We start from the raw sequence: 19,534 nt of genomic DNA, 5'->3' as shown, positions 1-19,534 counted from the left end.
AGGCAAGCATTGGGACGTCGCGCCGGCCGGGCCGGGCGAACGGAAGCACCAAGGATAGCAAAGGGGCGCCGCGAAGCGTATCTGTCGAACGGCCAGGGGCTTGGGCCCCGCGAAATACGATAGACTCGTCGCCAGTCTCGATGCCGCCCGGGCGTCGTCTCGTCGTCAGCCATTCCGCCCATCGATGCGCTATTCCGTCGAAATCAGAAAGTTTCTTTACAGCCAGTATTTTTTCGGTGGTCTGCGGATCGCGATCGGCGTGTCGCTGCCGGCCGTGCTGTGCCTGATCGTGTTCAACAACCGCGAGATCGGCTTCACGATCTCGACCGGCGCGCTCGGCGCCTGCGTCGTCGACATGCCGGGCCCGCTCAAGTACAAGCACAACGAAATGCTCGCGTGCAGCGTGATCGGCTTTCTCGCCGCGCTCGCGACGGGCCTCGCGACGCCCAACATCTTCGCGCTGTGGCTGACGATCGTGCCGCTCACGTTCGCGCTGTCGCTGATCGTCGTGTACGGCAACCGCTGGCCGCAGATCAGCTTCGCGACGCTGTTCATGATGGTGATGACGCTCGAGGAGAAGCTCACGCCGCTGCAGGCGTTCATCAACGCAGGCTGGATTCTCGCGGGCGGCCTCTGGTACACGTACTGGGCCACTGTCGTGTCGAGCTGGCAGGCGCGCCGGATCGAGCAGCAGGCGCTCGCCGAGAGCCTGTTCGCGTGCGCCGACTACCTGCTCGCGCGCGCGGCATTCTACGACCTCGACGCCGATCTCGACGAGTGCTATCGCAACCTGGTCGCGAAGCAGATCACCGCGGTCGAGACGCAGGAAACCGCGCGCGACATCGTGCTGCGCAACCTGCCGAAGCTGCGGCGCGGCAAGCTCGACCCGGGCCGCGTGGCGATGTACAACCTGTTCATCAACAGCGTCGACCTGCACGAGCTGTTCGTCGGCGCGCACACCGACTACCCGCTCGTGCGCAACACGTTCGGCGGCTCGGACCTGATCATCTTCTACCGCGACCTGATCCGCAAGGCGGCCATCGACCTCGAGCAGATCGGCCTCGCCGTGCTCGAGAACCGCGCGCCGCATTCGCGGATCAGCGTGAAGGCCGAACTGCGCGCGATCGAGTACGAGATCGAGCTGATGCGCAAGAAGAACTTCCCGACCACCAACGCCGAAGCGTACGCGGCGGTGCTCGCGACGTTCCGGCGCATCTGGAGCGCGACGCGCCTGATCGACCGGATGCGCCGCAACCTGTCCGGCCGCGCCGATCCGCAGCAGACCGAACTGCGGATCGACAAGGCGCTCACGCGCTTCCTGCAGCGCCGCAGCGTGTCGCCGCTGCTGATCCTCTCGAACCTGAACATGCGCTCGCCGAGCTTCCGCCATGCGCTGCGCGTGACGATCGCGGTCGCGGTCGGCTTCTGGCTCGGGCGGCTCCTGCCGCTCACCAACGCGTACTGGATCGTGATGACCACCATCATCATCCTGAAGCCCGGCTATTCGCTGACCAAGCAGCGCAACACGGCGCGTATCGTCGGCACGCTGATCGGCTGCGCGGCGAGCGTTGCGCTGATCTACACGGTCAAGGATGCGCACCTGCTGATCGCGATCATGTTCGGCTCGATGGTGATGAGCTACAGCCTGCTGCTGTTCAACTACGCGGCGAGCGTCGTGTTCACGTCGGCCTACGTGCTGCTGATGTTCCACCTGCTCGCGCCGGGCAACATGGCGATCATCGGCGAGCGCGCGATCGACACCGTGGTCGGCTGCATGATCGCGATCGCCGCGAGCCGGCTGTTCCCGTATTGGGAATACCGGCTGATGGGCAAGCAGGTCGCCGACATGCTGACGGCCACCCGCAAGTACTTCCAGGCCGCATGGCACGCCGGGCGCGGCACGTCCGCGCCGGCGGTGCCGACCGCCGACGGCGCGGCCGTCGTGCCGGTCGTCGCCGCGGTGGTCGAGGCGCCGGCCGCGGGCCTCGACGACGATTACCCGTACCGCCTTGCCCGCAAGAACGTGCACATCGCGTTCGCGAACCTCGGCCAGGCGTTCCAGCGGATGATGATCGAGCCGAAGGCGCACCAGCGCTTCGTGCCGGAGCTGAACGACCTGCTCGTGCAGACGCACGTGCTCGGCGCGCAGATCACGGCCGCCGCGCCGCTGATCCGCACCGCGTGCGCGGCCGAGCCGGGCGCAAGCCATGGCGACACGCTCGAACGCGGGCTCACCGCGATCCTCGAGAACCTCGAAAAGGCCGAGGCCGGCGAACCGCCGCCCGCACACCAGCTCGAAGCCACGAAGCAGATCACGCGCGAGCTCGACGCGATGGTGGTCGCCGCCGAGCAGTCCGACGCGGTCGGCGCGGAACTCACGCACGACCTGAAGGTGCTCGCGCACCAGTGCAAGCAGATGCTCGCGTCGTCGCTGCTGATCCGCAAGGATGCGAGCGTCATCCGCCTGCCCGCATGACGTTTGCCGCCGCGGGCCGGCCCGCGGCGTTTCCGGATAAAGCGAAGCCCCACGCATGACCTGCCCGCCTCGCGCGCACGCCGCGCGCCATTCCGTCCAGCGCGCCAGTCAGGGAATACCCGATTCCAGCTACCCGGCCCCGCTTGTTATCATTCGTTCACAATTAAGTTGTATAGACAACTTGAGACGACCGGACCGGCCCGCTCGCCCGGTTCGTCGCATAAACAATATCGGAGACTCGATGAAGAACTTGCAGCGCCACCTGAGCGCGCGGCACATCCGCTTTCTCGCGCTGGGCTCGGCGATCGGCACCGGCCTCTTCTACGGCTCGGCGTCCGCGATCCAGCTTGCGGGCCCGGCGGTGATCCTGGCGTACATCCTCGGCGGCGCGGCCGTCTACATGGTGATGCGCGCGCTCGGCGAGATGGCCGTGCGCGAACCGGTCGCCGGCTCGTTCGGTCACTACGCGACCGAGAACCTCGGCCCGTTCGCGGGCTTCGTCACCGGCTGGACCTACACGCTCGAGATGGTGATCGTCGCGATCGCGGACATCACCGCGTTCGGCATCTACATGGGCTTCTGGTTTCCGGGCGTGCCGCAGTGGATCTGGGTGCTCGCGGTCGTGACGATCATCTGCGGGCTCAACCTGTGCCACGTGAAGGTGTTCGGCGAGCTCGAGTTCTGGCTGTCGATCATCAAGGTCGGCGCGATCGTCGCGATGATCGGCGGCGGCGTCGCGATCCTCGCGACCGGCATGCGCATCGGCCACGCGGCCGATGCGCCGTCGTTCGCGAACCTGTGGAATCACGGCGGCTTCCTGCCGAACGGCATCGGGGGGCTCGTCGCGTCGCTGTCGGTCGTGATCTTCGCGTATGGCGGCATCGAGGTGATCGGGATGAGCGCCGGCGAGGCGAAGGACCCGGAGCGCGTGATCCCGCGCGCGATCAACGCGGTGCCGGCGCGGATCCTGCTGTTCTACGTGCTGACGATGGTCGTGCTGATGTCGATCAGCCCCTGGACGACCGTCGGCAACGACGGCAGCCCGTTCGTGCAGATCTTCTCCGCGCTCGGCGTGAAATCGGCGGCGACGATCCTCAACCTCGTCGTGATCAGCGCGGCGATCTCGGCGATCAACAGCGACATCTTCGGCGCGGGCCGCATGATGTTCGGGATGGCGCGGCAAGGCCAGGCGCCGCGCGTGCTGACGAAGACGTCGCGGCACGGGGTGCCGTGGGTCACGGTGCTCGTGATGGCCGGCGCACTGTTCGTCGGCGTGCTGCTCAACTACCTGATGCCGAAGGACGTGTTCCTGATGGTCGCGGCCATCGCGACGTTCGCGACGGTCTGGGTATGGCTGATGATCCTGCTGTCGCAGGTCGCGATGCGGCGGCGCCTGTCGGCCGCGGAAGTCGCGGCGCTGAAGTTCAAGGTGCCGCTGTGGCCGGTCGCGCCGGCGCTGACGATCGCGTTCATGGGCTTCGTGATCGCGATGCTCGGCTGGTTCGAGGACACCCGCATCGCGCTGGTCGTCGGCGCCGCCTGGCTCGTGCTGCTCGCAGCGGTCTTCTTCGTGCGGATCCGGCCGAAATTCGCCCCTGCGTCACGTTGACGCACGGTTGCGCACGCGCGCGGCGCTCTGCTCCGGCGGGCGCCCGCGCCGCTTCATCGCCGGCCGCGTGCCGGCCCTCCTCTCGCGGCGCCCTGCCGCCCGCGTCACGCCGCGTCAGTGCGCGGCCGACGCGCTCGACGCCACGGCCGGGTGCGCCTCGTCGTACGCGCGCTTCTCCGAGATCGCGTTGTAAAGGATCGTGCCGATCACGAGCAGCACGGCCACGACGATCAGGATGCTCACATTGCGTACAGGATTCTTCTTGCGCTGATCGTTCATGATTCGGCCCGGCTCCGTCAAATTCATCGAAGCGGGCATTCTACGCGCTTGCGCGCGCGCCGCCGCGCATTTCCCCACCCACCCCGCCCGCCCCTCCGCCTGTCCTTCCCCGCGCCCACCCCAAGCTTTCATTTGATAATCGTTTCCATTTCGATCTAGAATTCAGAATCTTTCATTCTGTAATGTTCCGGGTCGATCGAACGGCAGGCGCTGCCCGGAGCGCCCTCTTCGTCCGCCTGCCTCACGGAGCTCCCATGTCGCACTCGCGCACCCGCCTGCTTCCGCTCGCCGGCGCCTTCGCCTTCGCCTTCGCCTTCGCCTTCGCCTTCGCCGCCGCCACGTTCGCGCCGCTCGCCCACGCCGCCGAGGAAGTCAGCCTGTACACCACCCGCGAGCCGAAGCTGATCCAGCCGCTGATCGACGCGTTCACGAAGCAGAGCGGCATCAAGGTCAACACGGTGTTCGTGAAGGACGGCCTGCTCGAGCGCGTGAAGGCGGAAGGCGGCCAGTCGCCGGCCGACGTACTGATGACGGTCGACATCGGCAACCTGCTCGACCTCGTCGACGGCGGGCTCACGCAGCCCATCCGCTCGAAGGCGCTCGACGACGCGATTCCCGCGAACCTGCGCGGCGCGCAGGGCGACTGGTACGCGCTGTCGCTGCGCGACCGCGTGCTGTACGTCGAGAAGGACCTGAAGGTCGATGCGTTCCGCTACGAGGATCTCGCCGATCCGAAGTGGAAAGGCAAGGTGTGCATCCGCTCGGGCCAGCATCCGTACAACACGGCGCTCGTCGCCGCGATGATCGCGCACGACGGCGAGGCCGCGACCGAGAAATGGCTGCGCGGCGTGAAGGCGAACCTCGCGCGCAAGGCGACGGGCGGCGACCGCGACGTCGCGCGCGACATCCTCGGCGGCATCTGCGACGTCGGCCTCGCGAACGCGTACTACGTCGGCCACATGAAGCACTCGGAGCCCGGCAGCGACGCACGCAAGTGGGGCGACGCGATCAAGGTCGTGCGGCCGACCTTCGCGAACGAGAAGAGCGGCGGCACGCATGTCAACATCAGCGGCGCGGCGGTCGCGAAGCACGCGCCGCACAAGGCCAACGCGGTCAGGCTGCTCGAATACCTCGTGTCGCCCGACGCGCAGACGCTGTACGCGCAGGCGAACTACGAGTATCCGGTGCGCGCGAACGTGAAGCTCGATCCGGTCGTCGCGAGCTTCGGCACGCTGAAGGTCGATCCGCTGCCGCTCGCGGAAATCGCGAAGTACCGCAAGCAGGCGAGCCAGCTCGTCGACAAGGTCGGCTTTGACAACTGACGCCTCGTCCGCGCCCGCGCGCCGCTTGCGGCGCTCGCCGCGCCTGAAGGGCGGCCTGTGGCTCGCCGCGGCGCTCGCGATCGCCGCGGCGGTCGCGGCGCCGCTCGCCACGCTCGTCGCCGCCGCGTTCGATGCCGACCTCGCGCACTGGCGGCATCTCGCCGAATTCGTGCTGCCGCAGGCGCTCGCGAACACGCTGCTGCTGCTCGCGGGCGTCGGCGCGATCGTCACGCTGGTCGGCACCGGCTGCGCGTGGCTTGTCACCGCGTACGACTTCCCGGGGCGCCGCGCGCTGACCTGGGCGCTGCTGCTGCCGCTCGCGGTGCCGACCTACATCGTCGCGTTCGCGTATCTCGACCTGCTGCACCCTATCGGCCCCGTGCAGGGCGCGATCCGCTGGCTGCTCGGCTACGACAGCCCGCGCCAGTTCCGCCTGCCCGACCTGCGCTCGCTGCCCGGCGCGATCTTCGTGCTCGGCTTCGTGCTGTACCCGTACGTGTACCTGAGCACCCGCGCGATGTTCGTCACGCAGTCGGCGAGCCTGCTCGAAGCCGCGCGCACGCTCGGCGCGGGACGCATCGCGACGTTCTGGCGGGTCGTCGTGCCGCTCGCGCGGCCGGCGATCGCGGTCGGCGTGAGCCTCGCGCTGCTCGAGACGCTGAACGACATCGGCGCATCGGAATTTCTCGGCGTGCAGACGCTGACCGTGTCCGTCTACACCACCTGGATCACGCGCTCCGATCTCGCCGGCGCCGCGCAGATCGCGCTCGCGATGCTCGCGATCGTCGTCGGCATGATCGTGCTCGAGCGCTACGGGCGCCGCCGCCAGCGCTATGCGCACGGCCGCCGCATGCGCCCGCTCGCGCCGCGCCGCCTCTGCGGCCCGGCCGCGTGGGGCGCCGCCACGCTCGGCTGGCTGCCGGTGCTGCTCGGCTTCGGCGCGCCGGCCGCGTATCTCGCGGTCGAAACGGGCAAGCGGCTGCATCTCGTCGGCGGCGTGTCCGCGCAGCTGCTGACGGGGCTCGCCAACACGCTGACGATCGCGGGCACCGCGACCGCGGCGACGCTCGCCTGCGGGCTGATCGTCGCGTGGGCCGCGCGCGCGCAGCGCGACAGCGCGGGCGCGGGCCCGGCGCGCGTGGGCGCGCGGATCGCGAGCCTCGGCTACGCGGTGCCGGGCACGGTGCTCGCGATCGGCCTGCTGCTGCCGCTCGCGGCCGCCGATCGCGCGATCGGCGCGGCGTTCGGCCGCGACGGGCTGATCCTGATGGGGTCCGCGGCCGCGCTCGTGATCGCGTATACCGTGCGCTTCCTCGCGATCTCGGCCGGCAGCATCGAAGCCGGCCTCGCGCGCATCCCGCCGTCGCTCGAACAGGCGGCGCGCTCGCTCGGCGAAACCGCGGGTGGCACGCTGCGGCGCGTGCACCTGCCGCTCCTGCGGCCCGCGCTGACGACGAGCGCGCTGCTGGTGTTCGTCGACGCGATGAAGGAACTGCCCGCGACGCTGCTGCTGCGCCCGCTCAACTTCGACACGCTCGCAACCTGGCTGTATGCGGAGGCTGCGCGCGGCACCTACGAGGAAGGCGCGGTCGCCGCGCTCGCGATCGTGCTCGCGGGGCTGGTGCCCGTGATCCTGCTCGCCCGTACCCGCCACCCGATCGGATCCTGACACCGTGACCCTGCTTGAACTCGACGCCCTCACCCTCGCCTACGACACGCCGCACGGCCGCCGCACCGTGGTCGACGGGCTGAGCCTCGCGCTGGCCCGCGGCGACATCGGCTGCCTGCTCGGCGCGTCCGGCTGCGGCAAGACGACCGTGCTGCGCGCGATCGCCGGCTTCGAGCCGGTGCGCGCGGGCCGCATCCTGCTGGACGGCGCGCCGGTCGCGACGCCGACGCTCGACGTGCCGCCCGAGCGGCGGCGCATCGGCATGATGTTCCAGGATTACGCGCTGTTCCCGCACCTGAACGCCGCGGACAACGTCGGGTTCGGCCTGCGGAAACAGGCGAAGGCTGCGCGGCGCGCGCGCGTCGCGGAAATGCTCGAACTCGTCGGCCTCGCCGACGCCGCCGGCGCGTATCCGCACGAGCTGTCCGGCGGCCAGCAGCAGCGCGTCGCGCTCGCCCGCGCGCTCGCGCCGTCGCCGGAACTGCTGCTGCTCGACGAGCCGTTCTCGAATCTCGACGTGGATACCCGCGAACGGCTGGCGTTCGAGGTGCGCGACATCCTGAAGGAAACCGGCCACACGGCGATCGTCGTCACGCACAACCAGGCGGAAGCCGTCGCGCTCGGCGACCGGATCGGCGTGATGCACGAGGGCCGCCTCGCGCAGTGGGACACGCCGTATGCGCTGCGTCACCAGCCGGCCGACGCGTTCGTCGCATCGTTCGTGCGCGACGACGCGCTCGCCGACGAGCGCCGGCGCGCGCTCGCGCGCGGCTGCTGACGCCCCGCTCGGACGCTCGCGCCGAAGCAACGGGCCGCGCGCCCGTCAGCGCAAGCGGCTAGGCGCCGTCGCCGGCACGCACCGGCAGCGCGGTCGAATACTTGATCTGCTCCATCGCGAACGACGAGCTGACGTCGAACAGCGGCACCGCGCGGATCAGCTGCTTGTAGACGCGGTCGTAGTCGTCGATGCCGGCCACCACCACACGCAGCAGGTAATCGGTCTCGCCGCTCATCCGGTAGACCTCGACGACTTCCGGCATGTCGCGCACCGCCTGCGTGAAGCGCTGCGCCCATTCCTCGGTGTGCTGGTTCGTGCGCACCGCGACGAACACCGTCGTGCCGACCCCCAGCTTGCGCGGATCGCACAGCGCGACCTGCGCGCGGATCGCGCCGGTTTCCTTGAGCCGCTGAACGCGCTTCCAGCACGGCGTCTGCGACAGGTTCACGCGTTGCGCAAGCTCCGCGATCGGCAGCGTGGCATCCGTCTGCAATAACTCCAGCAGCTTGCGATCGATGGCATCCATTTCCCCGTTCCTTCGTGAATAGAAATTTATTCTATGCATACTTCGTTCGGGGGAACAATATGAAAACCGTTTCCCTGCGTCGACCGGTATAAATACCGACATGCGAGCGTGGCTCCGCCACGCGATCGACAACGAGAACGCCATGTCACCGTCAGCCGTTCTTTCCGCCGGCGCGCGTCATCGCGCCGCCCCGGGCGTCACGCAGGGCGCGCCCGCTGATGCGTCCGTCTGCGCGAACCCGCTGCGCCCGGCACTCGCGCGCCTGTGCCGGCAGATCGACGCCGCATTCGACGCGGCACTGGCCGCCGCTGCCGCGGGCGCGTCCACCGATCCGGCGCGGCACGCCAATTTCGCGCGCAGCGTGCGCGCGGCACTCGCCGAAGCCGGGGCAGCCGCACCGTGGCTGACCGGCGCGGAGCGCGCATGCGATCCGCAGAAATACTGCCGCCATCTGCTCGCGGCCGATCCGTCCGGCCGCTACGCGATCGTCTCGCTGGTCTGGCGACCCGGCCAGATGAGTCCCGTGCATGGCCACCGCACGTGGTGCGGCTATACGGTGCTCGACGGCACGCTGACCGAAACGCTGTACGACTGGGATGAGGCCACGGGTCTCGCGACCGACGCGCGCCGCCACGCGCGCGAAGCGGGTGCGGTGTCGTTCGTGCGCGCCGGCGCGCACGGCATCCACCAGCTCGGCCACGCCGGCGCGGCCGGTGATGCGCCGGCCGTGTCGCTGCACGTGTACGGCGTGCCGGGCGAACAGATCGCGACGCACGTGAACGATCTCGTGCGCGTCGCAACGCCGCTTCATGCGTGAATGATCGACCGCGCGCCGTGCGCGGCGCGCATGGACGCGAACCCTGGTCAGCGCGTCGCGATCGTCATCCGTCAATCGCGGCGGCTCACGCGCCGCCGCTGTTGCGCGCGGCCTGCGCTGCTGCCGCTGCTGCCGACGCAGACGCGCCGTGCGTCGACGCCAACGCTTCATTGGCCGCCCCCGCCTCGCCGGCGCCCACGACCGGCCCTTCGGCCGCCCCCTCTTCCGCCGCGCCGCGTGGCGGCGACACCACCTGCATCTGCGGCACCGGAATCGCGATGCCTGCCGCCTCCATCCGCGCCTTCACGCGCGCGTTGAACGCGCGCATCACGGTCGACTGCTGCAGTGGCTGCGTGCGGATCTGCCCCTTGAAGATCAGCCAGTTCGGCTCGAAGCGGTCGAGCCCCCACACCTCGACGCCGCCGAGCATCAGGCGCCGCACCGTGACGTCGCTCCACAGGTCGCCGCCCGCGTCGCGGATCAGATGCGTGATCTCGTCGACGTCGGCGGACAGCGGCGCGCGCACCTCGAACACCGCGCAGCCGAAGTCGCGCGACAGGTTCTTGACGATCTTGATCTGCGAGAACGGAATCGCGTGCAGCGCGCCCTGCCCGTCGCGCAGCCGCACGGTGCGGATCGACAGGTGCTCGACGGTGCCCGCGTGGCCGCCGTCGACGTCGATCCAGTCGCCGACCGAGATCGTGTCCTCGACGATGATGAAGAGCCCGGTGATCAGGTCGGACACGAGCGACTGCGCGCCGAAGCCGACCGCGAGGCCGATCACGCCGGCGCCGGCGAGCAGCGGCGTGACGTTGATGCCGAGGCTCGCCGCGGTGACGACCGCGGCGATCGTGAGGATCGTGACGAACACGACGTTGCGCACGAGCGGCAGCATCGTGCGCGCGCGCACGCTCGGATTGCGGCCGCGGCGCGCGGCCGCCGAATTGAGCGCCTCGAGGATCGCCGTATCGACGATGATCCACGTGAGCCACGACACGAACCACGTGACGACGATCGCGCTCATCGCCTGCGCGATGCCGCGCGCCGCGACGCTGTGCTCGACGATGCGCGCGATCGAGATGCCCCACAGCCGCGACGTCAGCTCGACGTAGCCGAGCCAGATGAACAGCGTCATCAGCGAGCCGGCGAAGCGCACGAGCCGCGCGACGTACGCGGACTGGTTGCGCCGCACGCGGCGGTGCGCGGGGTTCGGACGCGTGACGCGCAGCACGACCGCCGACAGGAAGAACGCGAGCACCAGCAGCAGCGCGGTGACGATCGACGTCTGCAGCAGGTTCGACGACGAACGGCTGCCGGCAAGCGTGCCGAACACCGCGGCGAACGCCAGCAGCAACACCGGCACCGGCCAGATCCAAGCGGCGAATTCGGCCATCTCGGTCGTCGCGCGATGCCCCGTGCGCAGCGCATAGCTGCGGTTGCGGATCAGGTGCGCGACCGGGCGCCGGAACGCGAGCGCGAAATACGCGCACAGCGTGGCCGCGATCATGTTCGCAACCGTCGCGATCAGGCCCGCGAGATTGGTGCCGAGCAGATGGGCGACGTCGTAGTTGAGCGCCGCGTCGCCGAGCGCGCCGAACGCGCCGATCACGCGCAGCAGGCGCCACGATCGCTCGATCAGCACGCGCCCCGCCGCGCGGCGGTGCCCGGCGCTGAACAGCGCGAACATGATCAGGCACAGCGCCGCGAACACCGAGCCCGCCACGATCGCATACGCGATCACGAGCGCGACGGTGCGGCCGAGCGATTCCGGCAGGTTGCGCGCGATCGACAGCACGAGCACGAACGCGATGATCCACGGGCCGACCCGGCGCAGCGCGAACATCAGCATCTCGTGCGCGCTCGGGTTCGGATTCAGCCTGGCGGCGGCGCCCAGGCGCGCAGCGAGCCGCTGCTGCACGGCGATCAGCGCGACCGCGCACGCGCCCCAGCCGACCAGCAGCAGCACGCAGTCGAGCAGGGTCATGCCGAACGATTCGGGGCCGTGGCCGCTCACGATCGTATAGAGCTCGTTGCCGGCCGCGGTGAAGCGCCCCGCCCAGTAGTGCAGCGGCGAATCGCCCTGCTTCATGCTCGATTCGACAGACGCCATCCCGGATGCGATCGCGCCCCACAGGCCGGCGTTCGCCGCCGACGGGGCCGATGCGGCGGATGCCGCCTGCGCGGACTGCGCGACGTCGCGCAACGCCTTGAGCTGCGACACGAGCGCGGTCCGCTGCCGATCGTTGTCGAGCATGCGGATCACGGCATTGAACGACTGGGCGATCTCGGCGGCGCTCGCCGGCGACGGCGCAGAGGCCGCCGCGGCGCCCGACGCGGCCGCGCCCGAGGCCGCCGACGCGGGCGCCTCCGCGACCGCGGGCGCGATCAGCTTCTGGAACGTCGCGAGTCCGGGCACGGGCACGGTCGCCGCCGGCGCGGGCTGCGCGAACCCGACCCCGAACACGAGCCCGAGCGCGGCGGCACACGGCGTGAGACGGGCCGCAATACGGGGCCGGACTGGCCGGCGCACTGCGACAAGGCTGGACAGCAAAACGACACAACAGGCCGTCACTGCCCAGCCCAGAAATTGCAAGGAGAACGAAAGCAAATTGCGATCCTGTCTGGGGAAGCACGGATCGCCTAGTGTAGCGTCAACCGGCAGCGGCCCCGCCGAAATGGCGGGGCGGGCAGCTGGGCGGGCAGCCCGGGAGCGGTCTCGCGCCGCCGGCCGCCGCTCAGTACGCGACGGTCGCGATCTCGCGCACGAAGCTGCCCTGCTCGAGCGCATCGACGAACGCGATCGCGTAGTCCTCGGCCGAAATCTTGCTGTCGCCGTTCGCGTCGACGATCAGCTTGCCGGCGCCGGTGCGGAACGTGCCCGTGCGCTCGCCCGGCGCGATCAGCGCGGCCGGCGCGAAGAACGTCCAGTCGAGATCGCCGGCGCTGCGCAGGTACGCGAGCGCATCGCGGTGCGCAAGCGCGACCGCCTTGTACGCGTCCGGGAAGCCTTCGGCATCGACGAGCTGCTTGCCCGGCGCGACTTCGAGCGAACCCGCGCCGCCGACCACGACGAGCCGCTTCAGGCCAGCCGCGCGCACGCCGGCGACGAGCGCGTGGGTCGCCGCGACGACCTTCGCCGGATCGTCCTGCTTCGGGCCGTATGCGCTCGCGACGACGTCGTGGCCCGGCAGCGCGGCCGCGATGCTCGCCGGGTCGAACAGGTCGGCGGCCTTCGCGGTGATGCCGTCGCCGCCCGCGCCCGGCGTGCGCGACAGCGCCGTCACACGATGGCCGCGCCGCGCGGCTTCCGCGGCGATGCGCGAGCCGATCGTGCCGGTTGCGCCGAACAGGGCGATGTTCAAGGTACGTTGCGTCATGTCGATTCTCCAGAAAGAAAAAATATGTAACTTATTTAATTACATATAAGGCCGAAAAAAATGGGGTGATCCACCCCGTTGTGCCGGCCGCGCGTCGCGCAGCCGGCTCACCGCTCTGTCATTCGCTCATCCGCGTCAGCTCATCCGCCGGCGCCGGCCCGATGCAGCAGAAGCTGCTCGGAATTCAGCACGTCGGCCGTCACGTCGGCCAGCGTGCGGGTGGCGAGGGACGCTTCCATCGCACGCTGCGCGTCGCCGATGTAGTCCGTCAGCACGCCCTGGATGTGCCGCCCGACGAGACACGCCGGGTTCGGCGCCTCGCGGTGCAGCGCAAACAGCTGCGCGTCGTCGACCGCCCGGTACACGTCGAGCAGCGTGATGCTGGCCGGCTCGCGTGCGAGCAGCGCGCCGCCGCCCGCGCCGAGCTGGGACGTCGTCAGCCCGACCGCCGCGAGCATCGACAGCAGCCGGCGAATCAGCGCCGGATTCGTGTTCACGCTGCCGGCGATGATGTCGGACGACAACGGAACGCCCTCCTGCATCGACAGCAAGGCGAGCACGTGCACGGCAAACGCGAATCGGCTGCTGGTATTCATTCCTTGCTCACTCGACCGGCGCCGGTTCGAACCGGCTGCCGGCGACAATGTGTAACCATGATAATTACATTTTGTGGATCATGCAAGCGGCCGGTCACTGGCCGCTGGCAGGCTTGGTGGCGGACGCACCCTGCTGGCTCCATTGCTGGAGCTTGCGCCCGGCTTCCGCGAGCTTCGCGCCGGCTTCGGACGCGGCGTGCGCGACGACCGCGGACGCCGCCGCGTCGATCTGCGCCTGCGCGGCGGACGCGAGGCCGCTCGCGGAGAGCGGCGGCACGGCGGACGCCGCGGACGCGATGCCGGCCTTCGCCGCGCCGAGCTGCTGGTTCACCGCGCTCGTCACCTGGTCGATAGCCTGCGTCGCCTGCTTCGCGGCGTCGGCGGCCGCGCTCGCGGCCGTGTCGGGTTGCGCGGGCGCGCCGGACTTCTCGCATCCGCCGAGCAGCAGCGCCGCGCACGCGGCGGCGACCGCCAGCACGGGACCACGCCCGCTCACTCGCCATTCACTTACCTTCATCTGCATTCTCCGGCCACGCGCCGCGCGGCCCTTTCTGGTTGAAACGATGTCGATGATACCGCCGATGTGCGCCGCATTTCGCTCACTCCGGGTTAAAAACAGCTTTCAATTTCGGACTCGTCTGATTCAATCGCGCGGGCGATCGCCCTAAAGTGAAGCCCCCCGACCCGCATCGCCCGCGATCCGCATTCCATGGATTTTCTCGTCAACTGGCTCATCGTCCTGGCCGTCCTGCTGGCCGCCACCTGGTTCCTGTGCCTGCGCGCGCCGCCCTCGCGCCATCCGCCGGAGCTCGGCCGCGCGCGCCGCATCGAATCCGCGCGCCTGCTCACGCAGGCGATTTTCGGCTTCTGGACGGCCGCGCTGATCGTCGCGCGCGAAATGCTGGTCGCCGACAGCGCCGACGCGTCCCCGGCCGGCTTCGCGGCAATCGCGTTCGCTGCGCTCGGGCTCGCGGCGGTCGCCGCCTACTGGTCCGCCTGCGCCGTGCGGCTGCGCCGCCCGCGCCTGTTCATCCGGCGCTCCTGACGCGCCAGGCCGGTGCGCGATGCCACATGATCGCGCACCATCGCGCGCCCCGCCCGCACCAGATCGGAACGTCCCGCACCACGCCCGTGCGACCGACGCCGCCCGGCCCGAACGACCGCCGGGCCCCGGTGCGCATGCACCGCGCCCGCGCCCCACGCGGCAGCGCGCGCCGCACCATTTCCACGCAATCATTCACCAAGTTGGCTCGATTTTTGCGTTCCTCGCCCATTTTTTGAGCAAGGAAGCTTCGGAATGGATGGTCTGAAATCCGGCGTCGACACGCTGTTCCTGTTGATCGGCGCCGTCATGGTGCTCGCGATGCACGCGGGCTTCGCGTTCCTCGAACTGGGCACGGTGCGCAAGAAGAACCAGGTCAACGCACTCGTGAAGATCCTGGTTGATTTCTCGGTGTCGACCATCGCGTATTTCTTCATCGGCTACACGATCGCGTACGGCGTCGAGTTCTTCGACGACATCGGCACGCTGTCGCAGCACAGCGGCTATGCGCTCGTGCGCTTCTTCTTCCTGCTGACGTTCGCCGCGGCGATTCCGGCGATCATCTCCGGCGGCATCGCCGAACGCGCGAAATTCAACCCGCAGCTCGTCGCGACGCTGATCATCGTCGGCTTCATTTATCCGTTCTTCGAAGGCATTGCGTGGAACGAACGCTTCGGCATCCAGGCGTGGCTCGCGCACGCGTTCGGCGCGCCGTTCCACGATTTCGCGGGCTCGGTCGTCGTGCACGCGTTCGGCGGCTGGGTCGCGCTGCCCGCCGTGCTGCTGCTCGGCGCGCGCCACGGCCGCTACGGCAACGACGGCCGGATCGCCGCGCACCCGCCGTCGAACATCCCGTTCCTTGCGCTCGGCGCGTGGGTGCTCGCGGTCGGGTGGTTCGGCTTCAACGTGATGAGCGCGCAGACGCTCGACAAGGTGAGCGGCCTCGTCGCGCTGAACTCGCTGATGGCGATGGTCGGCGGCACGCTCGCCGCGTGGCTCGCCGGCCGCAACGATCCGGGCTTCACGTACAACGGCCCGCTCGCGGGGCTCGTCGCGGTCTGCGCGGGGTCCGACGTGATGCACCCGATCGGCGCGCTCGCGACCGGCGCCGCGGCCGGCGCGCTGTTCGTCGCGATGTTCACCTGCGTGCAGAACAAATGGCGCATCGACGACGTGCTCGGCGTGTGGCCGCTGCACGGCATGTGCGGCGCGCTCGGCGGCATCGCGGCCGGCGTGTTCGGGCTGCCCGCGCTGGGCGGTCTCGGCGGCGTCGCGTTCGGCTCGCAGGTCGTCGGCACGCTCGGCGGCATCGCTATCGCGCTCGCCGGCGGCACGCTCGTCTACGGCGCGCTGAAGGCGACCGTCGGCCTGCGCCTCGACCGCGAGGCCGAGTTCGACGGCGCGGACCTGTCGATCCACCGCATCTCGGCGACGCCCGAACGCGATTGAGATTCGAACGGACGCTCGATCACCCTACAACTTCAATTCAAAAAACTTTCATCTAGCGTCCCTACACTTCCGTCCAGTTTTCAATTTGCCTTCGCATCGCTTGCCGTTTGCAAACGGTGCGGGGGCGACAACTCTTCCAACAATCGAAACTGGACACCACATGCCCGCGTTGCCCAATGCTTCCCGTCGTCAGGCCCTGAAGATTCTCGCCGGCGCGCCCATGCTGCCCCTTTCCGGACTCGCGCTGCCCGCCCTGCTGACGGGCTGCGGCGGCGACGACCATCCGGCCGCGACGCCGACCGCTGCGGCATTCGCCGCGGCAACCTTCGCGTCGATGGCCGCGCCCGCGCTCGACAACCCGGCGGCGATGGCGACGACGACGGTGGGCTCGACGCTGTCGGTGTCCTTCTCCGACGGCACGTCGCGCAACTTCAAGCTCGCGTACCGGCCGTTCTTCGTGACGGGCGACCTGGTGCCGGACGGCAAGGGCGGCACGATCCTCGCAGGCGGCTACTACGACATCAACAACCAGCCGATCATCGACCGCTCGGTCGCGGGCAAGGAGCGCCAGTTCTATTCGGACTGCCCGGACGGCAGTTCGCTGCTGACGCTGAAGAACGCCAGCGTGGCGGGCGTGAAGGGCAACACGGTGTTCGCGGTCGTGCAGTTCGAATACACGACACGCGACCAGGCGAGCGTGTCGCAATACGGCCAGCTGCCTTCGCCGATCGCGGTGCTCTCGCTCGACCAGGATCCGGCGAGCGGCGCGCTCAAGCTCGTCAAGTACCACAACGTCGACACGTCGAAGGCGCACGGGCTGTGGATCACCTGCGGCGCGAGCCTGTCGCCGTGGGGCACCCACCTGTCGAGCGAGGAATACGAGCCGGACGCGACGAAGGCCGCGACCGACGCCCAGTTCAAGGCGTTCAGCCGCAACACGTTCGGCGACGAGACCCGGGCCAACCCGTATCACTACGGCCACCTGCCCGAGATCACCGTCAACCCGGACGGCACCGGCACCGCGAAGAAGCACTACTGCCTCGGCCGCATCTCGCACGAGCTGATCCAAGTGATGCCGGACCAGCGCACGGTGATGATGGGCGACGACGCGACCAACGGCGGCCTCTTCATGTTCGTCGCGGACAAGCCGGCCGACCTGTCGGCGGGCACGCTGTACGTCGCGAAGTGGACGCAAACGTCGTCGGCGGGCGCCGGTTCCGCGACGCTCACGTGGTTCAAGATCGGCCACGCGACGAGCGCCGAGATCGAGGCGCTCGCGAACACGCTGAAGTGGTCGGACATCATGGACGTCGCGACGACCGATCCGGCCGACGCGAGCTACACGAAGATCCATTTCAGCGGCAAATTCAACTGGGTTCGCGTGAAGCCGGGCATGGAAAAGGCCGCCGCGTTCCTCGAGACGCACCGCTACGCGGCGCTGATCGGCGGCAGCATGGCGTTCACGAAGCTCGAAGGCACGACGGTGAACGCGAAGGACAAGATCGTCTACACGGCGATGTCGCGGATCGAGACGTCGATGGTCAAGGGCAACGCGGTGTCGCGCGACGTCGCGCTCGACAAGAAGATCGCCGCGGGCGCCGTCTACGCGCTGAACCTGAAGGGCGGCCAGCGCGACACGTCGGGCGCCGCGATCGACAGCGACTGGGTGCCGGTCGACATGAGCGCGCCGGCCGCGCTGGTCGGCGAGGACCTCGCCGCTGCCGACGCGCTCGGCAACCTCGCGAACCCGGACAAGATCGCGAACCCGGACAACCTGAAGTTCTCGGAGAAGCTGCGCACGCTCTTCATCGGCGAGGACTCGGGCATGCACGTGAACAACTTCCTGTGGGCGTACAACGTCGACACGAAAGCGCTCACGCGCGTGCTGTCCTGCCCGGCCGGCGCCGAATCGACGGGCCTGCACGCGGTCGACGAGATCAACGGCTGGACCTACATCATGAGCAACTTCCAGCACGCGGGCGACTGGGAGTCGCCGCTGCACGACAAGGTCAAGCCGACCCTCGATCCGCTGGTGCGCGCGAACTTCAAGGACCGCTTCGGCGCGAGCGTCGGCTACCTGACGGCCGAGCCGACCAGCATCAAGCTCGCGAAGGCCTGACGCCCTGCACCGGTTCCCGCCGCCGGCGGGAACCGCCCCCTGCTTCATCACGTTTCATTCGTGGCGCTACGCCGCTTCACGCGCGATGCCCCTTGCGGGCGTCGCGCTTTTTTTTTGCGTGCGCAAACGACGCGCGCAGCGAACGGACAAAAAAAAAGCGCCACGGAGACCGTGGCGCTAAAAAAGTTCTAGCCATTCCGAGGGCCGTGCTAGAACCTGAGAGACTGCGCGAATCAACGTTGCCGGTTAAACTCCGAAACGTTGTTTCGAAAACGTGAGACATTCTTTCCGTTTCCGCCGGACAAGTCAAGCGGTATTTGCACCCAACGACGCGGTTTTCCGCAATGCAGGATCGGGAGTTTTCCTAATAAACCAAGGGTGAACCCGTAAAATCCCGTCTCATGACCGGTTGACCCGAATAACATGCATCCTTTGACAATCATCCTACAATTCCAACAAAATTGAAATCCAGTTTCGGAAATAGAGAGAACGCCCCGTGTCGACACCCGTGAATCCTCCTGCTTCCCGCGAACGCGAATCGTCGCCCGATGAAATCACCGCGCTCGCGCGCGGCCTGGCCGTGCTGCGGCGCATCGCCGCCGCCGACGCGCCGGTCAGCAACCGCGAGCTGACCGAACTCACCGGCATCCCGAAGCCGACCGTATCGCGGATCACCGCGACGCTCGTCAGCGCCGGCTTCCTGTTCCAGCTGCCCGACAGCGAACGGTTCGTGCTCACCGCGTCGGTGCTGGAGCTGAGCCACGGCTTCCTGCGCAACTTCGACATCCGCGCGCGCTCGCGGCCGTTCATGATCGAGCTGGCCGAGCGCACGTCGCTGTCCGTGCACCTCGCGGTGCGCGACCGGCTCGACATGGTCGCGATCGACGTGATCCGGCCGCGCTCGGCGGTGCTCGTCACGCGTCTCGAGATCGGCTCGCGGATGGACATCGCGCGCACCGCGGTCGGCCGCGCGTACCTCGCCGCGTTCGAGGACGACGAACGCCGCGGGCTGATCGACGCGCTGCGGGCCGCCGCGGGCGACGACTGGCCGCACGTGTTCGCGCGGCTCAACCCGGCGCTCGACGACGCGCAGCGCCAGGGCCACACGATCGCGATCGGCGAATGGCGCGAGGGCCTGAACGCGGTCGCCGCGGGGTTCGTCGGCCCGTCGGGCCAGTGCTATTCGGTCAATTGCGGCGGCGCCTCGCACCAGTGCCCGCCCGAATGGCTCAACGAGCACGTGGTGCCGGCGCTGCACGAATGCATCGCGAAGATCACCCGCGAGATCGGCGGTGCGCCCGCCCGGCGCCGCGCCGCGTGACGGGCGCGCCCCCGCCCGTCGCCTTCTGTAACGACCGTAACCCGTTGAAAGATAGATCGCTGGACTGTAACGGGGACGGGACGTAGCATCATGCCCATCGTAGCGCCGCCCTCGCGGTGCGCACCGCTCTTTTCCCGCGCAGGCCGGGGCCGGG

The 19,534-nt window shown here is 69.0% G+C and carries 16 protein-coding genes; 10 read left to right on the top strand and 6 right to left on the bottom strand.

Annotation, left to right across the window (positions count from 1 at the left end; genetic code table 11):
- The first annotated feature begins 184 nt into the window (after window positions 1–184).
- Both B7P44_RS06255 and B7P44_RS06250 read left to right on the top strand, forming a co-directional pair.
- The gene (locus tag B7P44_RS06255) at window positions 185–2,476 is read left to right on the top strand and encodes an FUSC family protein (RefSeq protein ID WP_084901857.1); all 2,292 of its coding nucleotides are present in this window, start codon (window positions 185–187) and stop codon (window positions 2,474–2,476) included.
- 241 nt (window positions 2,477–2,717) lie between these two features.
- Entirely contained in the window at window positions 2,718–4,085 is a 1,368-nt protein-coding gene (locus B7P44_RS06250) for an amino acid permease (RefSeq protein WP_084901855.1), read from the top strand.
- A gap of 114 nt (window positions 4,086–4,199) precedes the next feature.
- Here the strand turns inward: B7P44_RS06250 and B7P44_RS35905 are convergent, their stop codons facing one another.
- Entirely contained in the window at window positions 4,200–4,364 is a 165-nt protein-coding gene (locus B7P44_RS35905) for a hypothetical protein (RefSeq protein ID WP_088511418.1), read from the bottom strand.
- A gap of 254 nt (window positions 4,365–4,618) precedes the next feature.
- Between B7P44_RS35905 and B7P44_RS06245 the strand changes: the two genes are divergently transcribed.
- The 3 genes from B7P44_RS06245 to B7P44_RS06235 are packed head-to-tail and all read left to right on the top strand — an operon-like array spanning window position 4,619 to window position 8,133.
- Window positions 4,619–5,686, top strand: a complete 1,068-nt coding sequence (locus B7P44_RS06245; protein ID WP_084901852.1) for a Fe(3+) ABC transporter substrate-binding protein — start codon at window positions 4,619–4,621, stop codon at window positions 5,684–5,686.
- The gene (locus tag B7P44_RS06240; RefSeq protein ID WP_084901849.1) at window positions 5,676–7,355 is read left to right on the top strand and encodes an ABC transporter permease; all 1,680 of its coding nucleotides are present in this window, start codon (window positions 5,676–5,678) and stop codon (window positions 7,353–7,355) included. Before B7P44_RS06245 ends, B7P44_RS06240 begins: the two co-directional genes overlap by 11 nt.
- A gap of 4 nt (window positions 7,356–7,359) precedes the next feature.
- A complete protein-coding gene (locus tag B7P44_RS06235; RefSeq protein WP_084901847.1) occupies window positions 7,360–8,133 on the top strand; it encodes an ABC transporter ATP-binding protein in 774 nt (257 codons plus the stop codon).
- Window positions 8,134–8,191: 58 nt separating this feature from the next.
- Here B7P44_RS06235 and B7P44_RS06230 read toward each other — a convergent pair whose 3' ends face one another.
- Window positions 8,192–8,659, bottom strand: coding sequence for an Lrp/AsnC family transcriptional regulator (locus B7P44_RS06230; RefSeq protein WP_084901844.1), 468 nt, complete (start codon window positions 8,657–8,659; stop codon window positions 8,192–8,194).
- Between the two features lie 142 nt (window positions 8,660–8,801).
- On the opposite strand from B7P44_RS06230, the gene B7P44_RS06225 reads away from it, so the two are divergent.
- Complete coding sequence (locus B7P44_RS06225; protein WP_084906461.1) at window positions 8,802–9,476, top strand: cysteine dioxygenase family protein; 675 nt, start codon at window positions 8,802–8,804, stop codon at window positions 9,474–9,476.
- An 85-nt stretch (window positions 9,477–9,561) separates the two neighbouring features.
- Here the strand turns inward: B7P44_RS06225 and B7P44_RS06220 are convergent, their stop codons facing one another.
- From B7P44_RS06220 to B7P44_RS06205, 4 genes are all read right to left on the bottom strand, one after another.
- Entirely contained in the window at window positions 9,562–11,898 is a 2,337-nt protein-coding gene (locus B7P44_RS06220; protein WP_231716658.1) for a mechanosensitive ion channel family protein, read from the bottom strand.
- 313 nt (window positions 11,899–12,211) lie between these two features.
- A complete protein-coding gene (locus tag B7P44_RS06215; protein WP_084901842.1) occupies window positions 12,212–12,853 on the bottom strand; it encodes an NAD(P)-dependent oxidoreductase in 642 nt (213 codons plus the stop codon).
- A gap of 140 nt (window positions 12,854–12,993) precedes the next feature.
- Complete coding sequence (locus B7P44_RS06210; protein ID WP_084901839.1) at window positions 12,994–13,449, bottom strand: Rrf2 family transcriptional regulator; 456 nt, start codon at window positions 13,447–13,449, stop codon at window positions 12,994–12,996.
- A 94-nt stretch (window positions 13,450–13,543) separates the two neighbouring features.
- The gene (locus tag B7P44_RS06205) at window positions 13,544–13,972 is read right to left on the bottom strand and encodes a BCAL1086 family glycoprotein (RefSeq protein ID WP_407924006.1); all 429 of its coding nucleotides are present in this window, start codon (window positions 13,970–13,972) and stop codon (window positions 13,544–13,546) included.
- A gap of 186 nt (window positions 13,973–14,158) precedes the next feature.
- On the opposite strand from B7P44_RS06205, the gene B7P44_RS06200 reads away from it, so the two are divergent.
- The 4 genes from B7P44_RS06200 (at window position 14,159) to B7P44_RS06185 (ending at window position 19,380) form a co-directional block, all read left to right on the top strand.
- Window positions 14,159–14,494: a hypothetical protein gene (locus B7P44_RS06200; RefSeq protein WP_084901837.1), complete on the top strand. Its 336-nt coding sequence runs from the start codon at window positions 14,159–14,161 to the stop codon at window positions 14,492–14,494.
- A gap of 252 nt (window positions 14,495–14,746) precedes the next feature.
- Window positions 14,747–15,940: an ammonium transporter gene (locus B7P44_RS06195; protein ID WP_084901835.1), complete on the top strand. Its 1,194-nt coding sequence runs from the start codon at window positions 14,747–14,749 to the stop codon at window positions 15,938–15,940.
- A gap of 160 nt (window positions 15,941–16,100) precedes the next feature.
- On the top strand, window positions 16,101–18,059 hold the full coding sequence (locus B7P44_RS06190; protein ID WP_084901832.1) for a PhoX family protein: 1,959 nt from the start codon (window positions 16,101–16,103) through the stop codon (window positions 18,057–18,059).
- Between the two features lie 496 nt (window positions 18,060–18,555).
- Window positions 18,556–19,380: an IclR family transcriptional regulator gene (locus B7P44_RS06185; RefSeq protein ID WP_084901830.1), complete on the top strand. Its 825-nt coding sequence runs from the start codon at window positions 18,556–18,558 to the stop codon at window positions 19,378–19,380.
- The last annotated feature ends 154 nt before the right edge of the window (window positions 19,381–19,534 follow it).

Source organism: Burkholderia ubonensis subsp. mesacidophila, from assembly GCF_002097715.1.
In the GTDB taxonomy this organism is placed as follows: Bacteria; Pseudomonadota; Gammaproteobacteria; order Burkholderiales; family Burkholderiaceae; genus Burkholderia; species Burkholderia mesacidophila.
The sequence above is the reverse complement of the archived record's forward strand: the minus strand, read 5'-3'. Positions and strand labels throughout refer to the sequence as shown.

Coding starts and splice junctions, on each gene's coding strand:
- B7P44_RS06245 (WP_084901852.1), top strand. CDS start 4,619: ATGTCGCACTCGCGCACCCGCCTGCTTCCGCTCGCCGGCGCCTTCGCC.
- B7P44_RS06250 (WP_084901855.1), top strand. CDS start 2,718: ATGAAGAACTTGCAGCGCCACCTGAGCGCGCGGCACATCCGCTTTCTC.
- B7P44_RS06195 (WP_084901835.1), top strand. CDS start 14,747: ATGGATGGTCTGAAATCCGGCGTCGACACGCTGTTCCTGTTGATCGGC.
- B7P44_RS06210 (WP_084901839.1), bottom strand. CDS start 13,449: ATGAATACCAGCAGCCGATTCGCGTTTGCCGTGCACGTGCTCGCCTTG.
- B7P44_RS06255 (WP_084901857.1), top strand. CDS start 185: ATGCGCTATTCCGTCGAAATCAGAAAGTTTCTTTACAGCCAGTATTTT.
- B7P44_RS06200 (WP_084901837.1), top strand. CDS start 14,159: ATGGATTTTCTCGTCAACTGGCTCATCGTCCTGGCCGTCCTGCTGGCC.
- B7P44_RS06225 (WP_084906461.1), top strand. CDS start 8,802: ATGTCACCGTCAGCCGTTCTTTCCGCCGGCGCGCGTCATCGCGCCGCC.
- B7P44_RS35905 (WP_088511418.1), bottom strand. CDS start 4,364: ATGAACGATCAGCGCAAGAAGAATCCTGTACGCAATGTGAGCATCCTG.
- B7P44_RS06190 (WP_084901832.1), top strand. CDS start 16,101: ATGCCCGCGTTGCCCAATGCTTCCCGTCGTCAGGCCCTGAAGATTCTC.
- B7P44_RS06205 (WP_407924006.1), bottom strand. CDS start 13,972: ATGCAGATGAAGGTAAGTGAATGGCGAGTGAGCGGGCGTGGTCCCGTG.
- B7P44_RS06215 (WP_084901842.1), bottom strand. CDS start 12,853: ATGACGCAACGTACCTTGAACATCGCCCTGTTCGGCGCAACCGGCACG.
- B7P44_RS06230 (WP_084901844.1), bottom strand. CDS start 8,659: ATGGATGCCATCGATCGCAAGCTGCTGGAGTTATTGCAGACGGATGCC.